The 18,143-nt window shown below is 56.1% G+C and carries 13 protein-coding genes and 1 riboswitch; of the genes, 9 read left to right on the top strand and 4 right to left on the bottom strand.

The features are described 5' to 3' along the window. Positions 1-4: 4 nt before the first annotated feature. A complete protein-coding gene (locus HMPREF9161_RS02050) occupies positions 5-763 on the bottom strand; it encodes an HAD-IIB family hydrolase (protein ID WP_009728016.1) in 759 nt (252 codons plus the stop codon). Positions 764-919: 156 nt separating this feature from the next. On the opposite strand from HMPREF9161_RS02050, the gene HMPREF9161_RS02045 reads away from it, so the two are divergent. Beyond that, positions 920-2,275 carry an MATE family efflux transporter gene (locus tag HMPREF9161_RS02045; RefSeq protein ID WP_009728015.1) on the top strand — a complete coding sequence of 452 codons (1,356 nt, stop codon included), beginning with the start codon at positions 920-922 and terminating at the stop codon, positions 2,273-2,275. An 87-nt stretch (positions 2,276-2,362) separates the two neighbouring features. Here the strand turns inward: HMPREF9161_RS02045 and HMPREF9161_RS02040 are convergent, their stop codons facing one another. Both HMPREF9161_RS02040 and HMPREF9161_RS02035 read right to left on the bottom strand, forming a co-directional pair. After that, on the bottom strand, positions 2,363-3,166 hold the full coding sequence (locus HMPREF9161_RS02040) for a DUF4198 domain-containing protein (RefSeq protein ID WP_009728014.1): 804 nt from the start codon (positions 3,164-3,166) through the stop codon (positions 2,363-2,365). 18 nt (positions 3,167-3,184) lie between these two features. After that, positions 3,185-5,179 (bottom strand): TonB-dependent siderophore receptor, encoded by a 1,995-nt coding sequence (locus tag HMPREF9161_RS02035; protein WP_009728013.1) that lies wholly within the window; start codon positions 5,177-5,179, stop codon positions 3,185-3,187. A gap of 238 nt (positions 5,180-5,417) precedes the next feature. Next, a riboswitch (cobalamin riboswitch) is annotated at positions 5,418-5,626 on the top strand. 151 nt (positions 5,627-5,777) lie between these two features. On the opposite strand from HMPREF9161_RS02035, the gene nikB reads away from it, so the two are divergent. The 5 genes from nikB (at position 5,778) to HMPREF9161_RS02010 (ending at position 10,874) form a co-directional block, all read left to right on the top strand. Further along, entirely contained in the window at positions 5,778-6,722 is a 945-nt protein-coding gene (gene nikB, locus HMPREF9161_RS02030) for a nickel ABC transporter permease (RefSeq protein ID WP_009728012.1), read from the top strand. Continuing rightward, the gene (gene nikC / locus HMPREF9161_RS02025) at positions 6,719-7,531 is read left to right on the top strand and encodes a nickel transporter permease (RefSeq protein ID WP_009728011.1); all 813 of its coding nucleotides are present in this window, start codon (positions 6,719-6,721) and stop codon (positions 7,529-7,531) included. Before nikB ends, nikC begins: the two co-directional genes overlap by 4 nt. Before the next feature lie 96 nt (positions 7,532-7,627). After that, the gene (locus HMPREF9161_RS02020) at positions 7,628-9,175 is read left to right on the top strand and encodes an ABC transporter substrate-binding protein (RefSeq protein ID WP_369791786.1); all 1,548 of its coding nucleotides are present in this window, start codon (positions 7,628-7,630) and stop codon (positions 9,173-9,175) included. A 78-nt stretch (positions 9,176-9,253) separates the two neighbouring features. Continuing rightward, complete coding sequence (locus HMPREF9161_RS02015) at positions 9,254-10,048, top strand: ABC transporter ATP-binding protein (RefSeq protein ID WP_009728009.1); 795 nt, start codon at positions 9,254-9,256, stop codon at positions 10,046-10,048. After that, complete coding sequence (locus HMPREF9161_RS02010; protein ID WP_009728008.1) at positions 10,032-10,874, top strand: ABC transporter ATP-binding protein; 843 nt, start codon at positions 10,032-10,034, stop codon at positions 10,872-10,874. The genes HMPREF9161_RS02015 and HMPREF9161_RS02010 overlap by 17 nt, the downstream gene beginning before the upstream one ends. A 104-nt stretch (positions 10,875-10,978) precedes the next feature. Here the strand turns inward: HMPREF9161_RS02010 and HMPREF9161_RS02005 are convergent, their stop codons facing one another. Further along, positions 10,979-11,896, bottom strand: a complete 918-nt coding sequence (locus HMPREF9161_RS02005) for a metal ABC transporter substrate-binding protein (protein WP_009728007.1) — start codon at positions 11,894-11,896, stop codon at positions 10,979-10,981. Positions 11,897-12,132: 236 nt separating this feature from the next. Here HMPREF9161_RS02005 and HMPREF9161_RS02000 point away from each other — a divergent pair, with 236 nt between their 5' ends. The 3 genes from HMPREF9161_RS02000 (at position 12,133) to ligA (ending at position 18,124) form a co-directional block, all read left to right on the top strand. After that, a complete protein-coding gene (locus tag HMPREF9161_RS02000) occupies positions 12,133-13,779 on the top strand; it encodes a putative manganese-dependent inorganic diphosphatase (RefSeq protein WP_009728006.1) in 1,647 nt (548 codons plus the stop codon). Between the two features lie 72 nt (positions 13,780-13,851). Further along, complete coding sequence (pcrA, locus tag HMPREF9161_RS01995) at positions 13,852-16,098, top strand: DNA helicase PcrA (protein WP_009728005.1); 2,247 nt, start codon at positions 13,852-13,854, stop codon at positions 16,096-16,098. Between the two features lie 7 nt (positions 16,099-16,105). Beyond that, positions 16,106-18,124 (top strand): NAD-dependent DNA ligase LigA, encoded by a 2,019-nt coding sequence (gene ligA, locus HMPREF9161_RS01990; RefSeq protein ID WP_009728004.1) that lies wholly within the window; start codon positions 16,106-16,108, stop codon positions 18,122-18,124. The last annotated feature ends 19 nt before the right edge of the window (positions 18,125-18,143 follow it).

The following is an 18,143-nucleotide window of genomic DNA, read 5'->3' as shown; positions in this document are numbered from 1 at the left end:
ATTTTTATATTTTGTCACGCAGCATCGCGCCTACGGACGTATATACGCCGCAGGCCGATTCGTGCATAAACGGCTTTGCGGAAGCCACCGTGTAGCCGTCGTATGCCTCGATCATGGGAAGGTCGTTGCGGTCGTCGCCGATGACGAACAGTTCGGCCTTTTCCCAACCTTTATAGCGGATCAGTTCCGCGATTCCGGTGCTTTTGTTCACGCCTTTACGGTTGAGATCCAAGAATTTTCGATTGATATTGCCTGCGAATATGCCGGGGAAATCCGCATCGATTGCCCTAAACGCGGCGACCGTCGCTTCCTGATCGCGGAACATCAATCCCATCTGTACAATATCGTCGAGCGCCAGCGCGTCGTCCAAATGAGAAAGCCGCGTCAGATGGGACGCGGGGGCGTCCTCACGGTGGCGGAAGGAATAGGCGCGCTTCGTCGTAAAGAAGAGCATGCCCTCTTTATAATTTTGAATATGGTCCGATCGAAAAAGCTCTTCCATCGCGTCATGGGGAAGCAGCGTACGCCCCAGCACCGTTCCGTCCCCGTCATGCCGAGAGGCGCCGTTGGCACAGATGAGAAAGTCAACGGGAATCCCATACACCTCCGTTTCCATGCGGATGAGACTGTGATCTCTGCCCGTCACGATGCCGAATTTATTTCCTGCGCCGCGCCATGTGCGAATGGCGGCGATCGTTTCGTCCGCAACGCCGCTGCCCGGAATGAGCAGCGTGCCGTCAAAATCACTGAACGCTATTTTCATCGATGGTTCCTCACTTATCAATCCGGTTGCCAATCTATATTCAACCTACATGATTTCATTTGGATTGTCAAATCCATTGATTCTATGTTGACATAAATTATCGTTCTGTGATAGGGTAGTGCGTCATACGGGGGATATTTTTACGGAGGGGATATCATGGTCACGTCGTATGACAAGATCTATCTGAGGGTAGGGATTCCCGCGGCCCTTGAGGGCGTTTTTATGATCCTCCTCAGCAACGCCGACATCATCATGGTCGGTTCCCTCGGAACGGCGGCAATCGCCGCGGTCAGTATCTTTACACAGCCGCGCATGGTGCTCCTCACCGTGGCGCGATCGGTGGCGGCCGCCGTGACGCTGCTCATCGCGGAGCGGTTCGGCAGACAGCGGAACGACAGCTACGGCGACGTGATGAAGAAAACGCTCTCGCTCGTCTTTGTCGTGCTCGGCATTGCGCATATTTTCTTCTTCCTGTACCTCCGGGATATCCTCATGTGGATGGGGGCGCAGGAAAATTATATTGCGGACGCGATGATCTATGCTTCGTGGACGCTCCCGGCCGTCTTTATCACCTCTCTTTCGGCGACGATGCAGGCGGTTATGCTCGGGCGCGGCGAATCCATGACCGTGCTCTCGATCAATCTGCAGGGCAATGTTTTGAACGTCATACTCAATGCCCTGTTCATTTACGGCATCGGCCCGTTCCCCGCGCTCGGCGTGCTTGGGGCGGCGATCGGAACGATCGGCAGCGCCGTTTGGTCGTTCATACTCAGCATACGCGTGCTGCGCCGCTGGGGGATCTTCGGGCAGGGAAGTTATGCTCTGACGCGCGACTACCTCAGGGAGTTCCTCGGCGTATTCGGCGGGATATTCAGCGAACAGGGCTTTGAGCGGATCGGCATGGTCGTCTATACGCGGATGGTTGCGGAACTTGGAACGATACCTTATGCCGTGCACGCCGTCGCAATGAACTTCTGCGACTTCTATTACAGTTTCAGCGGCGGACTCGGCAAGGCCAGTACCGTCCTTGCGGGGCATAACCGCGACCCGGAGAAGCGCGATGCGTGGAAACGGTTCGTATGGATCGGCATCACATGGGGCTTTGTGTTCTCTGTGATTGCATTTCTGCTGACCTTTGTGTTTCGCGGCGAAATTTTCGGCATATATTCGAGCGATCCGACGCTTTTTCCCCTCGGCAGCTTGATTCTCGTTTACGTTGCGGCGGTCAGCTTTCCCGAGGCGCATCAAATGATCTGCGCCGGCGTCCTGCGGGCGAGCGGGAAGACCACGCAGGTGGCGGCATATTCCTTTGTCAGCATCACGTTCCTGCGCCCTATCGTCACCTATGTGTTTTTGCATAAAATGCAGATGGGGCTCGAGGGCGCATGGCTCTCGCTTGCGCTGGATCAGACGATACGGGCGCTCTGTGCGACGTTCCTTCTGCGGCGGGTATATCGGAACAAATACGCGCCCAATGCGGGTGCTCCTTCAATCAACAATAGCAATTTTTGATTTGGTTTATCTCAAGAAAAGAGGGTGCGGCGATCGATGTCGCAGCACCCTTCAAGCTGTAAATTTGGTTCGACTCCCAGAAGCGGCTTAAATTTCAAACGTGAGCGTCGTATAATAAACCTCCGTATCTGCGCTCTTCGCCGCCGCACCTTCCGCCTTTCTCTCCGCCTTCGCCTTCAAGAGCCACACGCCCCAATGGGTGACCCGCAGATGGGCGATGCCGTCCCGATCCGTCAAGAGGCGTTGCGCCATGGCGTCTCCCGTAGAAAATCCGGCATAGGTTGCCGTCACTTCTTGATATGGAACGGGCGAGCCGTCCAAAAGAAGCCGGACGGGGAGTTCCGCACCGAAATAATTTTTTCCCGTCTGATAGGGATTTTCAAGCGGCACAAGCTCCAGGGTATTGCCCGCGCGCATCGGCTTTCCCGCCGCCCCGTTCCCCGCAAAGAAATGCGCGGTCGCACATTGCTGCGAACGTACGGCCCGCAAAGGATTCTTCACCGTATCGTGCGCCGCCTTCGTCTTCTTTTCAACGCCGTCTTCCATATAATAGGTGTAGACGGACGGTTTTCTTACGAGAGAAATCATGTATTCTCCGGAAGCGTTCGTCAGGATCGGCGCCGTTGAAATCCCTTCATGCTCAAAGGCAAGCGCCTCTCTTTTTCCGTTCGGGAGGATCAGCGTGCAGGATTCGAAATCCTCCGCTTTCGTCAAGCTGTCCACGGGGAAGGCGTGTCCCCATCCGATATACATTCGTGTCGACGGCTTCTCCGCCTGTACGGGAGTCTTCCAATGCGTCATATTCACCCAAAGAGAATGTGCCCCCGCCTGCAGGGGAAATGCAGAGGCGGCTGCCAGCAGAGCATAGGTTACGAACTGTTTCATCTTCATAGAATCTCCTCCTTGCGTTTAGAACGTATGGCTGTAGCCCAAACGGAAATTTCTGGGCATCTCCGGGTATTCGTATTTGTTGACGGGATTCTTTCGATCGAGGATATTATAGATCCCGAGTGTCAAGACGTCCCGATCCGTCATTTGATAACGGAAATTCATATTGAATTGAAGAACGTTCTCCAATCTGTGATCGACGCCCTTTTTTGAAGTGTATTCGCCGTCCGATCTGTAATACGGAGCTTCTCGATTCCCCATATAGAAGAGGCTTGCATTTGCCAGGAAGCGGTCCTTTTCGTAGGTAAGATCCGTTCCCGTCTGGAAACGGGATGTATCCTGCGCCCAGTTTCCTCCTTCATCCTTCGATTCCGGCTTTGAAATGCTTGCCGAATACCGCAAATGCCAATATTTGCCCAATTTCTTCGTATATTCCAGCTCCAAGCCGGTATTTCTGAATTTCGAACGATTGACGAGGACGCTTACGTTCGGATCTCCGCCCGGAATCAAGAGATTTTCCTTCGTCCATTCAAATTTATCCTTGATGTCCATATGGAAGAACGTCGCGCGGAATCCCTCGGTAGACGTAATGTGCTTGTAACCGGCTTCATAGGTCCATCCCGTCTGCGGTCTTAGATTCGCCCATGAACTAGAGCTGGAAGGCGTCGTAATCGAAGGCATGACGAAGGATTTTCCGACATTTGCATATAGGGAACTCGTCAGATTGAGTTTGTAATTCAGCTGGAACTGCGGCAGAAATACATTCTGAGCTTTCTCGTAGACGTTCTTTTTTACGAAATGCTCCCGTGCGCCGATCGTCATGGCAAAACGATCGTCGAAATCTATAGAATACGAAAGGAAGAGCGCGTACTGGTCGCGCCTCAGGCTTTTTTCTGTCGTATCTCGGCTCAGATACTTCTCCCGCTGCCAAGTTGTCCCTGCAATGAGATGCGACCGGTCGCCGACCCACCAGCCCTTCTGGATGTCGAGCGCATATCCTTCTCCTCGCACCAGCTTCTTGGTATCTTTCCAAACGCCGGCGTTTGCCTTTGCATGTTTTGTATAGTCCATCTTGTCGTTCAAATAATTCAGACTTACCTTGAACTCCCTGTCCGCATCGTCATAGATGAGATTCGCATCATGCTGGTTCCTTGTCTGACGATAGTGCGTTTCCGGCGAGCGACGCGAATATATATCCGTAAGGGTCGGTATTTGCCAAATCGTGAAACCGCTGTCGATCTCGTTGTAGATATAATGCAGGACGAGCTTATCGTTGAAGGCATAATCGAGGAAAATACCGTCCTTGATGCTGCGTTCCTTTGTGGAAAATTGATAATTTCTCCCCTTTTTAGAAACGCGGTTGAAGGGATCGACGCCCCGCCTGTATTCCTTTTTGTACTGGAAGGAGAATTTGCCGTCTCCCGTACGCACGAAATAATTCTTCTCCTTATTTCCAAACTCGGCGCCGACCGTCGTTTCCGTCTTGCCCGGTTTCTTCGTGATCACGTTGATGACGCCGCCCATCGCCTCCGCGCCGTAGAGGACGGAATTTGCCCCGCGAACGATCTCTATGCGTTCTACCGCGGAAACGGGAATCGCGCTCAATGCAGAATTCTGCCCCTGCATATTGATCGGCGATCCGTTCAGCATGACGAGCGTTCCCTTGTCGATCCCGCGCACATTCATGCGCAGCGGATGCCCGATATAATCTTCGCCGCCCGTCCCATAAGAGACTGCCGTAACGCCGGGAATGCGCGATATCGCCTCGAAAAGCGAATTTTCTCCGCGCTCCTCTAGTTCTTTCCCCGTAATGACGATGGTCGACGCGGGAGAATCCAGATCCGGACTCTCCATACGCATCGCCGTAACGACGACGGTTCCCGCATCATAGATCTTCTTCGATTCCGATCCCGTAGATTCGCCTGCGTATGAGATCCCCGATGCGCTCACAGCAAAAATACCTGTGAGTAAGGCTGCGTTCAGCAGGCGGTTGCTAATGTAAGTCTTGCTTTTCACATCACACACTCCTTTTCATTCGTTATTTTTCATATACATTCAATCCGTATTATATTCATTTATATTATTATTGTCAATATTTATACATAAACTATTGTCGCATTGCTGTTGGTGTATAATAAGCGGTGAGCGTTCTGGATGAATCTCTTGACAAGCATGTCAAACATAGATATACTACGCCTATACTATTGTAAAACTGTATAGCGAGTACGTTGCAAGTGTCGGAGTTCCGTCGAAAGTCTTACCGTGATATGAAGGTATGTGCGGAACTCCGAGCGATAAGAGGAAAACGGGTGCGATACCCGTGCTGTCCCGCAGCCGTAAGTAGGGAATGTTCTTCCACAGGCGCAGAGCCTGTGCCTGCAGAGTCACTGGTGACCAACCGGGAAGGCGGAAGAACATGACGATCTACGAGCCGGAAAGCCTGCTTGCAATAGGATTCATTGATTGACTCACGAGAGATGGGGAGATGGATGCACGGTTTTGATTCCCTGACGGGGAATGAGCCGCTTTATTTTTGTGCGTTCAGCCGCCTGTCTGTTCTGAGACGGGCGGTTTTATTGTGGAGAATTTGTGAAGGGGAAAAGGAGTTGGCGCTTTGACTGCTAAATTTTTGCTGACGCGTTTGGGGCAGATGGTTTTGACGCTGCTCGGCGTGACGTTCCTGACCTTCAGTCTGACGTTTCTCGCGCCGGGCGATCCGGTGGATGCGATTCTGGAGACGGGCGATACGATCGTTTCGCAGGAGACCATTGATCGGACGCGTCATGAGCTGGGGCTGGATCTGCCGTTCCACGAACAGTATATCCGTTGGCTGAACGGCGTGCTGCACGGGGATATGGGAAAGAGCTACTCGGCAAAGATTCCCGTTGCCGACAAGCTCGCGCAGGCGCTGCCGGGGACACTCGCGCTTGCGGGCACCGCGCTCGTCATGATGCTCATCATCTCGGTACCGTGCGGAATCCTTGCCGCCGTGTATCGGAACCGCTGGCCGGATTATCTGATTCGAGGCATCACCTTCCTAGGGGTTTCGATGCCGAGTTTCTGGGTTGGGCTTTTGCTCCTTTTTGTATTTGGCCTAAAATTAGGGTTATTCCCGATTGCGGGCGGCGAAGTAACGCCGGACCGCATGGTGCTGCCGGCACTCACAATCGCTATTCTCCTATCTTCGAAGTATACGCGTCAGGTGCGTACGGCGATTCTTGAGGAACTCGGACAGGATTACGTCGTCGGGGCACGGGCACGCGGGCTGTCGATGCAGCGCATCCTCTGGCGCCATGTGCTCCCGAATGCGTGTCTGCCGCTCATCACGCTGTTCGGTCTTGCCGTCGGTTGGCTGCTCGGCGGCGTGGCGGTCATCGAGATCGTCTTCTCTTGGCCGGGCATGGGGCGTCTCGCTGTGCGCGCCATCGAGATGCGCGACTATCCGCTGCTCGAGGGGTTTGTCCTTTGGATCGCGGTTCTCTATATGCTGGTCAATTTCATTGTGGATATTTCCTACGCATATCTTGACCCGCGCTTGAAGAAGGGGGCGAAGGTATGAGTGCAGACGCTAAAATTCTCCGCCGATACTCGATTATGGCAGGGATTATCTTTTTGATCGCGCTTCTTGCCCCGTTTGTATTGACGCAGGACCCCTATGTTTCCGTAATGCAAAACGCATTCCTGCCGCCGTCCTCGGAGCACTGGTTCGGGACGGACAAACTTGGGCGCGACCTCTTTACCCGCGTTATCTACGGCGCGCGTATCTCGATCTTTATGGCGCTCACCGTCGTCATTTTGATTGCGGGGGTCGGTTCGTTGATCGGCGTCGTCTCCGGCTATGTCGGCGGTAAGGTCGATACCGTCATCATGCGTCTGGCCGATATGTTCCTTGCGTTCCCGGGAATCGTGCTTGCGATTGCGATTGCGGGTATGATGGGCGGCAGTATTCTCAACGCGATTCTCGCGCTCGTCGCCGTCGGCTGGACAAAATATGCGCGTTTGGCGCGTTCAGTGGCGCTCAAGATTCGGCAGCAGGACTACATTGCGGCTGCCATTACGAGCGGCACGCGCCCGCGCGATATGCTGATCCGCCACGTTGTTCCGAACATCGTCCCCATTGTGCTGACGACGGCCGCAATGGATATCGGCGCGATGATGATGGAACTGGCGGGGCTGTCCTTCCTCGGATTCGGTGCGCAGCCGCCGACGCCCGAGTGGGGCCTGATGCTCAACGAGGGCCGTCAGTCGCTGCAGACTGCGCCCTGGCTGATGATGTTCCCGGGCGCGGCGATCGTGATCGTCGTTGCCGTCTTCAATCTGTGGGGCGACGCGCTCCGCGATTATTTGGATCCGCGTAAGGCAAACTAAGCCTTTTGGGATAGAGAGGCGGAAACGGTAAGACCGGCGTCCGTCGGATGGTTTGGGATATTATGAGGAGGTTTTTCTGTGAAAAAATGGAAGAAAATGCTTACGGCCGCGCTTGCCGTGTGCATGTCGGCGGCGGTCTTTGCGGGGTGCGGCGGCGGAAACAGCGCTGCGGATACAAAGACGCTGAAGATCGGCGTGACGAACTTCGCCGATTCGCTTGATCCGACCGAGAATTTCTTCGGCTGGGTCGTCATGCGTTACGGTATGGGGGAAGCGCTCGTTAAGTTCGACGAGAAGATGAACCCGTCGCCGTGGCTCGCGGAGAGCTGGTCGGTCAGCGACGATAAACTCACGTGGACGTTTAAGATCCGCGACAATGTGAAGTTCTCGAACGGTAAGGATCTGACGGCCGAGGCGGTCAAGTCGTCGATTGAGCGCTCGTTTGCAAAGAATAACCGCGCGCAGACGTTCTTCAAGTATACGGAGATGAAGGCGGACGGTCAGAACCTCATCATCAAGACGGAGAAGCCGACGCCGAGTATGCCGGGCTTCCTCGCGGATCCGCTCTTCCTCATTGTCGACACGACGAGCGAGGGCGAGCGCGACTTTGCAAAGCAGGGACCCATCTGTACGGGGCCGTATGTCTGCGAATCCTTCGTGAAGGAAAAGGCGGTCATGAAGAAGAACCCGAACTACTGGGGCGGCGAAGTGCCGTATGAGACGGTAGAGATTCCGTCCATCGACGATCCGAATACGCGCGCGATGGCGCTGCAGTCCGGCGAAGTCGACATGGCGGTCAACATTGCCGCGGGCGATATGGGGCTCTTCAACGATACGTCGAAATTCCATATCGACCGCATCGCCTCGCTCCGCACGGTGCTTGCACGCATTAACGAGAAGGGGATTCTCGGCGACCCGAAGGTGCGCGCGGCGTTCATCTCCATGACGGATCGCAAGTCCTACAACGAGGTTATCCTCAAGGGCACGTTCATTCCGGGCAAGGCTCCCGTTCCGCCCTCTCTCGACTACGGGTTCGATCAGCTTGTGGATCCGAACGCCTACAATGTCGACCGCGCCAATCAGCTCCTCGACGAAGCGGGCTGGAAGGATACGGACGGCGACGGCATCCGCGATAAGGACGGCAAGCCGCTAAGCGTCGACTTCATCGTCTACAACAGCCGCGCCGAGCTCCCCATCTATGCCGAGGCCGTGCAGGCAGATGCGAAGAAGGTCGGCATCGACGTGAAGATCAAGACGGTGGACTATAACCTCCTCGATAAGATCGGCATTAACGGCGAGTATGACCTCTTGATCTCGAACACGACGACTGCGAACACAGGCGATCCGGAGAGCTATCTCAGACAGTACTGGTATACCAATACGAACGGAAACAACCCGCAGAACGGATCGGGATACAGCAACCCCGAGTACGATGCGAAGTACGATGCGCTCGCAGTCGAGTTTGACCCGGCAAAGCGCCGTCAGCTCATGATCGACATGCAGCAGATTCTGCTTAATGACGCGGCAGCGCTCTATCTCGGCTACCCCGAGACGAACATTATCAGCTCGACCAAGATCACGGGCGCGATCATGCACCCGGCTGATTATTACTGGCTGACGAACACGATTAAACCGGCAAAGTAAACTTTTAGGATCAGCGAGCGGGAGCGTCGGGGGACATCCCCGGCGTTTCCCGCGTCATGAAGGGAAGGAGAAGCGCGGATGCAGATAGAGGTGAAAAACCTTTGCGTCGCTTATGAAGGCACGGAGACGGTGCATGATGTGAGCTTTTCGCTCGGCGAAGGCGAAGTGCTCTCCATTGTCGGCGAAAGCGGCAGCGGCAAGACGACCGTCATTCGCGCCATGATCGGATGTCTGCCGAGCGTCGGAGAAATTACGCGCGGGCAGATTCTGTTCGATGGGAAAGATATGGCCCAGGCGAGCGACGCAGACTGGCGCAAGGTCAGCGGCGGAACGGCGGCGATGATTTTCCAGGACAGCGGCAGTATGCTCGATCCGATTCAAACCATCGGCAAACAGTTCGTCGAATATATTCAGACACATGAGAACGTAGGGACGAAGGAGGCGGCGGAACGCGCGCAGGATATGCTCGCGCGGATGCACCTCAACGACCCGGCGAATGTGATGAAGAGTTATCCGTTCGAACTGTCCGGCGGTATGCGTCAGCGTGTCGGCGTGGCGATGGCGATGTTCTTCAGCCCCGCGCTGCTGCTTGCCGACGAGCCGACCTCCGCGCTTGACGTGACCACACAGGCGCAGGTTGTCAACGAGCTGACGGATATTTGCCGGAACGATGGCACGTCCATCGTCATGGTGACGCATAACCTCGGCGTCGCGGCATATATGTCGGATCAGATCATGGTTATGCGTCACGGCAAGGTATTGGAACACGGTACGGCCGAGCAGGTCATCGAACACGCGCAGAGCGACTATACGAAAGAGCTGCTCCTTGCCGTACCGCAGATTGGGGGGAAAAGCTATGCAGCCGGAGCGTGAGGAAATCCTGCGCATCGATCATATTACGAAGCGTTTCCCCCTCGCGGGGGGCAAGGTGCTCACCGCCTGCGACGATGTGACGTTCCCCGTCTACAAGGGCGAACTGCTCGGCATCGTCGGCGAAAGCGGCTGCGGCAAGAGTACGCTTGTGCGCACCATTATGCAGCTGCACGAGCCGTCGGAGGGGAAAATTTTCTTCCGCGGGCAGGAGATTACGGGACTCAAGGGCGAAGAGGCGCGCAACATGCGCCGCAACATCCAGATGGTGTTTCAGGACCCAAATACGGCGTTCAATCCGAAGATGAAGATCAAGGACATCATCTGCGAGCCGCTCCGGAACTTCGGCCTGCTCGAGGGCAGCGCGCGCGATAAGGCGGCGGAACTCCTGCGGCTGGTCGATCTGCCCGAGGACTTCGCGGACCGCTATCCTGCGAATATGAGCGGCGGACAGCGCCAGCGCGTGGGGATTGCCCGCGCGCTCGCGCTCGAGCCCGCGATCCTCGTCTGCGACGAGGCGACGAGCGCGCTCGACGTCTCCGTACAGGAGAAGATCGTCGAACTGCTCATCCGCATTCAGAAGGAACGGGATCTGACGATACTTTTCATCTGCCATGATCTCGCGCTTGTCTCGATGCTGTGCACGCGCGTCGTCGTCATGTACTTCGGCAAGGTGGTCGAAGAACTGGACGGAAAAGATTTGGCGCATGCGAAACATCCGTATACGCAGAAACTCTTGAAGTCCGTTTTCACACTCCTGCCGAAGGGCAAAGCGCCGCGCATCGACCTATCGGACGATGTGCCGAGCCCCGAGGAGGCGGCCGGTTAGATAAAGAATCAAAAAAGCGGGACAGCCGTACCGATGTGTATCGACACATGCGGGGCGGCTGTCCCGTTTTCTGTTGCATGAGACTTTATTCTAATCGATATGTTTTACTGAAGCGCTTCCTTAAGTGTGTTCATGTTCTTGCGCATCGTATCGATGTAAGCGTCTTTTGCCTCCGGCGTCGCTTCGCCCGTAACGACGGGATCGAGCGTGTAGATCTTCGCGCCCGTCTCGCGTGCGATCGTCTCCGCGGCGGCGGGAGAGTACTGCGGCTCGGTGAAGAGCACCTTGGCGGACAGGCCCTTGACCTGCTCGATCGTTTCCTGCAGCTCGGTCGGCGTCGGTTCCGTGCCCGGCTCGCGCTCGACCACGCCGATGATATTCAGATGGAATTCCTCCGCGAAATAGGGGAACGCCTCGTGGAAGGTAACGATGTCCTTGTGCGGCACGTTGTCGAGGGCCGCGTGCATCTCTGTCTTGAGCGCCGTGAGCTTATCTATGTAAGCGGCGGCATTCTTTTCATAGGCGTCCGCATGAGCGGGATCCGCTTCCTTCAGCTGGTCGGCAATGTTGCGCACCTGCTGGATGGCGTCAGTCACGCTCAGCCAGACATGAGGATTGTCGCCTTCTTCGTCATGAATAAGCTTGATGCCGCGCGAGGCGTCGATGACCTTGAGGTTTTTCTGCTGTTCGGTCACTTTATCCATGAAGTCCTCCATGCCGGCGCCGTTGATCACAAAGGCGTCCGCATTTTCGAGGGTCTTCATATCCTCCGTCATCAGCTGATAGTCGTGCAGACAGCCGGTCTGGGGCTTCGTCATATTGCGGACTTCGACGCCGTCGACGCCCTCTGTAATATTGATCGTCGCCACATACATCGGGTAGAAGGACGTCACGATGCGGAACGGCTGCGCCGCTTTCTTATCTGTCTGTTTGTCCGCCGTCTTTTCCGTACCGCCGCAGCCGACGAGGGCGACGGACAGGACGAGCAGCAGAAGAGAGAGAATCTTCGTTGTACTACGCATGGGTTACCGGTCTCCTTAGAGTTAAAATTTTGATACATTGGGTTAAGTCTCATGAAATGAATCATAACGACAATGAGATAAATTGTCAATAGAAATGAAAACATTCAATTATTTTCATATCAATATAGAATGCACGCCGTTTTTGTTTTTGCAAAAATTGAATCATCTGATTGAGTATGCTATAATAAAATCCATGATATACGGCGTGTGGAAACCGCTATTAGGGAGGAATTATTTTGAACGTTGCAAAGCCGATTTATGTGATCGGACACCGCAATCCGGATACAGACTCCATCTGCTCGGCGATCGGATATGCCCACCTGAAACAGGCGATGGGGGTCAATGCCGTGGCGGCGCGCGCGGGGAAAATCAATAAGGAAACGAAGTTCGCGCTGGAGTATTTTCATGTGGAGCAGCCGCTGCTCATTCCCGACCTCTATCCGCGTGTGAAGGATATCGCGATGGACTGCAAGATCGTCGTTCGTCAGCACGATACGCTGCGCTATTTGGGTGAGGTGCTGCGTCACAACGATCTGCGGTCGATTCCCGTAACGGACAGCAAGGGCGTCCTCGTCGGCATCGTTTCGGTCAGCGATCTTGCGAAACGGTATTTCCAAGAACTCGGCATGACGAATCTCTCGGATATGCGCGTGCGTTATCGCGACATCATCCATGCAACGGACAGCAACGTGCTCGTCTCCGGCGAAGAGGGGGAGACGATCAAGGGGCAGATTCGCATTGCCGCCGGCAGTGTGCATACGATCCGCAAACTCGTTAAGACGAACGATATCGTCCTGATCGGCGATCGTCGGCAGGAGGTTGTCCTTGCCTGCATCGAGCAGGGCATTTCCTGTCTCATCGTGACGGGAGACGGACGCATTCCCGCCGAGGCGATTGAGGAGGCGGAGCGGCGCGGTATCTTTGTACTCTCCACCCCCTATGATACCTACACGGTCGCGCGCCTCATCAATCAGTGCGTGCCGATTCGCCGCATCATGCACGACAATCCGATCTGCTTTAAACCGCTCGATCTGCTCTCCGATATCAAGGGGACGATGGAGGAGACGAATTTCCGCAATTATCCCGTGCTGGAAAACGGCCGTATCGTCGGTCTTGTGAGCCGCGATCGTATTGTGGTCTCCGAGCCGGTGCGCGTGATCCTCGTCGACCACAACGAGCGCAACCAGGCGGTCGAGGGCATCGAGGAAGCGAAGATTGTCGAGATCATCGATCATCATCGGTTCGGCGGCATCAGCACAAGCGAGCCGATTTATACCCATGCGGAGCCGGTCGGCTGTACGGCGACGATTGTGTCAAATATGCACTGGCAGAACGACGTCGATATCCCGCCGTCGATTGCGGGTCTCCTGCTCTCGGCAATTATTTCGGACACGGTGCTCTTTAAATCGCCCACCTGTACGCCCGCGGATAAGAAAGCGGCGGAGCGTCTTGCGGATATCGCGGACGTCGACATCAATACCTACGGCCTGGATATGCTCAAGGCAGGCTCGAGCGTCGGCAACATGACGCCGATGGAGATCGTGCGCAATGACCTTAAGGAGTTCACAATCGGCGCCTACCGCGTGATTGTCAGCCAGACCTCCGTCATGGGGACGAAGGAAATCATGGAGAAGGAGGACGAGCTGATTGCGGCGATGAAGTCCATCTGCGAGTCGGAGGGGTTCGACTTGAGCCTTGTCATGATTACGGATATTCTTGAGGAGGCGACCTATCTGCTCTTTACGGGATCGCCGCGGACGCTGATCGGGGAGGCCTTCCGCAAGGATACGAGCGGTACGCATCTCTATCTCCCCGGCGTCATGTCGCGGAAGAAGCAGATCATCCCGCCGCTCTCCGAGGCGGTCAAGCGCATCAAAACGTAAGGACATCGAGGACGATACGGGCGGCGTTTGCCATATGGCAGCCCGCCTTTCTTATTGGAAAAAGGAGGTTTCATGGATCTGTTTCAAGGGCTGAACGAGCCGCAGCGGCGCGCCGTCGCATGTCTTGAGGGGCCGCTGCTCATTGTGGCGGGGGCGGGCTCCGGCAAGACACGCGTTCTGACGTACCGCATTGCCAATCTCTTGGCGCACGATGTGCCTCCGTACCGCATCCTCGCCATCACGTTTACGAATAAGGCGGCGCGCGAGATGCGCGACCGCGTCGACACACTCATCGGCGATGCGGCGCACGATGTTTGGCTGAGTACGTTCCACTCGTTCTGCGCGCGGTTTCTGCGCATCGAGATCGATCATCTGAGCGGTTATGAGAAAAACTTTGTCATCTACGACGCGTCGGATACCAAGGGTCTGATCCGCGAATGTCTCAAAGAATTGAATATTGATGAGAAGCACACGGCGCCGGGCGCGGTGCAGTCTCATATCTCGGATGCGAAGAACCGACTGCTGACGGCGGCGCAGTTCGCGGCGGAGGCGGGCGATTTCTTTGCCGAACAGGTGGCGAAGGTCTATGAGCTCTATCAGACGAAGCTGCGCGCGAACAACGCGCTCGATTTCGACGACCTTTTGATGCTGACGGTTGCAGTCCTGCTGCAGAACGAAGAAGTGCGGAAGAAATATCAGGAGAAGTTCCGCTATATTCTCGTGGACGAATATCAGGATACAAACGGGGCGCAGTATCAAATCACAAAGCTCCTTGCGGACGGACATCGGAATATCTGCGTCGTGGGGGACGCGGATCAGTCCATTTACGGCTGGCGCGGTGCGGATATGCGGAATATCCTCAATTTTGAGCGCGATTATCCAGAGGCGACGGTCATTCTGCTCGAGCAGAATTACCGGTCGACAAAGAATATCCTCGCGGCGGCGAATGCGGTCATCGAGAACAATTTGGAGCGCAAGAAAAAGGCGCTCTGGACGGATAACGCAGAGGGCGACCCCATTGTCGTCTATGAGGGCTCGACAGAGAAGAACGAGGCGGCCTATATCGTGCGCGAGGTCGAGCGCCTGCACACGATATTCCATATGAAGTACGGAGATATCGCCGTACTCTACCGGACGAATGCACAGTCGCGCAACATTGAAGAGGCGTTCTATGCCTCGGGCGTGCCCTATTCGATGGTGGGAGCGGTGCGCTTTTACGATCGGCGCGAGATTAGGGACATCATCGCGTATCTGCGCGTTATCTATAATCCGCGCGACACGCTCAGTCTGCTGCGCATCATCAATGTGCCGCGGCGCGGCCTGGGGCAAACGACGCTCTCTCGTATGGCGGAGACGGCGGCGGAGCACCGCGTCTCCTTGTTCGATGTGATTACGGACAGCCGGATGCTTGCAATGATTCCGAAGATCTCGTCTAAAGTAAAGACGGCGCTCGAGGATTTCGCGGCGCTCGTCTTTACGTTCATGGGACAATTGGGAACGCGCCCCCTGCACGAGATTGTCGAGGATATCATCGAAGAGTCCGGCTATGCGGCGTCTCTCGAGGAAGACAAAAAGGTGGACAACAGGGATCGTCTCGAGAATCTGCGCGAATTCATCAGTGTGGCAAAGAACTTCGAGGACGGTGCCGCCGAGGGGGAGAACGGACTGGAGGATTTCCTCGCTCAGATTTCGCTGATTTCAGATGTGGATCAGACGGAACGGACGGACGGCAGCGTCACGCTGATGACGTTCCATGCGGCAAAGGGACTGGAGTTCCCGACGGTGTTCATGGCCGGTATGGAGGAGGGGCTTTTCCCGCATTCTCGCACACTGCTCGACGATACGGAGATTGAGGAGGAGCGGCGTACCTGCTACGTCGGCATCACACGCGCCGAGCGTAGGCTCTATCTTACACATGCGCATCAGCGGACGATCTATGGACGGACGGAGATATCACGGCCGTCGCGGTTCCTTGGAGAGATACCGGACCATCTCGTAGAGCACAAGCAGGCGGATTTCATGTCCGAAGAAGGGGCTCTGCGCGGCGGGCGTACCGACGTCTGGGCGCGCGGCGCGGGCGGCATACGTCGTCCCTATATGCCGCCGCCTCCGCAGCATACGGCGGCGGACGGAAGCGTCATCCGCCCCAATGCGGAGGCGAAGTTTGCCGCGGGAGATGCCGTGCGGCACAGCAAATGGGGCGACGGTCGCGTCGTTTCGATCCGCGGTGCGGGCGAGGATGCGGAGCTGACGATTGCCTTCCCGGGGGAAGGCGTTAAGAAATTCATACAGAAATACGCTCCGATTTTAAAACTGTGAGGATTGTATGAGCGATATCAACGCGATCAAAGCGGAACTGGCGGCGCTGCGCAAGCGGATTCGCCGATATTCCAAGCAATATTACGATGACAATGCCTCCGATATCTCGGACTATGAGTTCGACCAACTGATGCTGCGCCTCAAGGCAATCGAGGCGGAGTACCCCGAGCTCATTACAAAGAATTCGCCGACGCAGAAGGTCGGCGGATCGGCACAGCGGACAGCGGGCGTACTTGTTAAACACGACGTGCCCATGTTGTCTTTACAAGATGTATTCGATGAAGAGGAAATCCGTGGCTTTGTCGCGGGAATACGCGAGCACTTTCCATCGGCGGAATTTGTCGTCGAGGAGAAGATTGACGGCCTGTCGCTGGCGCTCCGCTATGAAAACGGCACCCTTGCGCGTGCGGTCACGCGCGGCGACGGGATCGTTCAGGGCGAGGATGTGACGGAGAATGCGCGCGCGATTGCGGATGTGGCGGAGCGGCTGCACAATCCGATTCCATATTTTGAGGTGCGCGGAGAGGTCTACATGGAGCGCGCGGCGTTTGCGGCCGTCAACGAGCGCCAAGAACTGCTGGGGCTGAAACCGTTTGCAAACCCGCGCAACTGTGCGGCCGGAACGCTGCGGCAGCTGGATGCCCGCGTGACGCGCGAACGCCGACTCTCCATGTTTGTCTTTAATCTCCAGCGTGCCGAAGGGCGGACGTTTGAGACGCATACCGCGGCGTATGATTTCATGCGCGCGCAGGGGATTAAAATCATCGCGGGCTATAGGGTCTGCCGGACGGCGGACGAAGTATGGGCGGCCATCGAGGAGATCGGCGTACGGCGCGGCAGTCTGCCCTATGACATCGACGGCGCCGTCGTCAAGGTCAACGATTTTGCGCAGCGCGCGGAGCTCGGGGCGACGGCGAAGGCGCCGCGTTGGGCGATCGCGTATAAGTATCCGCCCGAGGAAAAAGAGACGGTGCTCCGTGCCGTCGAACTATCCGTCGGACGCACGGGACGCATTACGCCGACGGCCGTCTTCGATCCGGTGCAGCTCTGCGGTACGCGCGTAGAGCGCGCGACGCTGCACAATCAAGATTATATCGCGGGGCTCGATATTCGCGTCGGCGATACGATCCTTGTCTATAAGTCGGGCGAAATCATCCCGCGCGTCAAGGCGGTCGTCATGGAGAAACGCCCCGCGGGAACCGTGCCGTACGTCATCGGCAATACTTGTCCCGTCTGCGGGCAGCAGGCGGTACGCGAGGCGGATACCGCCGATATGAAATGTCAAAATCCCGTCTGTCCCGCACAGGTGGAAAATCATATTCTACATTTTGTCAGCCGTACGGCAATGGATATCAAGGGATTCGGCGCCGCGGCAGTCATTGCGCTGACACATGCCGGATATCTGCATGATATTGCGGATATCTATGCGCTGCATGAACATCGTGACGAATTGATTGTCTCCGGTATCATCGGACGCAAAAAGAGCGTCAATAAGCTGCTCGAAACCATCGAGCACAGTAAGGGAAATCCTCCCGACCGCCTCCTCACAGGACTCGGCATCGCGGGCATCGGACGTGCGGCGGCAATTTCTTTGATGCGGGCGTTTCCGACGCTCGATGCGCTCGCAGAGGCGGCGCGCGGGGATACGGCGCAGATTCTTGCCGTCCCCGATATGGGCGAGATCAGCGTGCGGAATCTTGCGGAGTTCTTTGGCTCCACGGCGGGCAGAGAGCTTCTCGAGAAATTTCGTGCGGCGGGCGTGAACTTCGCATCCGCCCCGGTGGAACGCGCGGGAACGGCGCTCGACGGCAAATCCTTTGTCATTACGGGAACGCTCCCAACGCTGTCCCGTGAGGAATGCGCGGCGCTCATCGCCGCGTACGGCGGCACGGTGAAGGGCTCGGTATCGAAGAAAACGGATTACCTCGTAGCGGGAGACGCGGCGGGCGGAAAACTCGCAAAGGCGGAGTCCTTGGGTATTCCCATCCTGGACGAGGCGACGCTGCGGCGCATGATAGAGACATAATTCTGGAATCCTATGGAGT

This window comes from Selenomonas sp. F0473, from assembly GCF_000315545.1.
Lineage (GTDB): Bacteria > Bacillota > Negativicutes > Selenomonadales > Selenomonadaceae > Centipeda.
Note: the sequence above shows the minus strand (reverse complement) of the source record. Positions and strands in the feature narration are given on the sequence as shown.

Bases quoted from the DNA above. Each gene is read 5' to 3' on its own strand.
- ligA (WP_009728004.1), top strand. From the start codon at position 16,106: ATGAGCGATATCAACGCGATCAAAGCGGAACTGGCGGCGCTGCGCAAG.
- HMPREF9161_RS02005 (WP_009728007.1), bottom strand. From the start codon at position 11,896: ATGCGTAGTACAACGAAGATTCTCTCTCTTCTGCTGCTCGTCCTGTCC.
- nikC (WP_009728011.1), top strand. From the start codon at position 6,719: ATGAGTGCAGACGCTAAAATTCTCCGCCGATACTCGATTATGGCAGGG.
- HMPREF9161_RS02050 (WP_009728016.1), bottom strand. From the start codon at position 763: ATGAAAATAGCGTTCAGTGATTTTGACGGCACGCTGCTCATTCCGGGC.
- pcrA (WP_009728005.1), top strand. From the start codon at position 13,852: ATGGATCTGTTTCAAGGGCTGAACGAGCCGCAGCGGCGCGCCGTCGCA.
- HMPREF9161_RS02020 (WP_369791786.1), top strand. From the start codon at position 7,628: ATGCTTACGGCCGCGCTTGCCGTGTGCATGTCGGCGGCGGTCTTTGCG.
- HMPREF9161_RS02010 (WP_009728008.1), top strand. From the start codon at position 10,032: ATGCAGCCGGAGCGTGAGGAAATCCTGCGCATCGATCATATTACGAAG.
- HMPREF9161_RS02015 (WP_009728009.1), top strand. From the start codon at position 9,254: ATGCAGATAGAGGTGAAAAACCTTTGCGTCGCTTATGAAGGCACGGAG.
- HMPREF9161_RS02045 (WP_009728015.1), top strand. From the start codon at position 920: ATGGTCACGTCGTATGACAAGATCTATCTGAGGGTAGGGATTCCCGCG.
- HMPREF9161_RS02040 (WP_009728014.1), bottom strand. From the start codon at position 3,166: ATGAAGATGAAACAGTTCGTAACCTATGCTCTGCTGGCAGCCGCCTCT.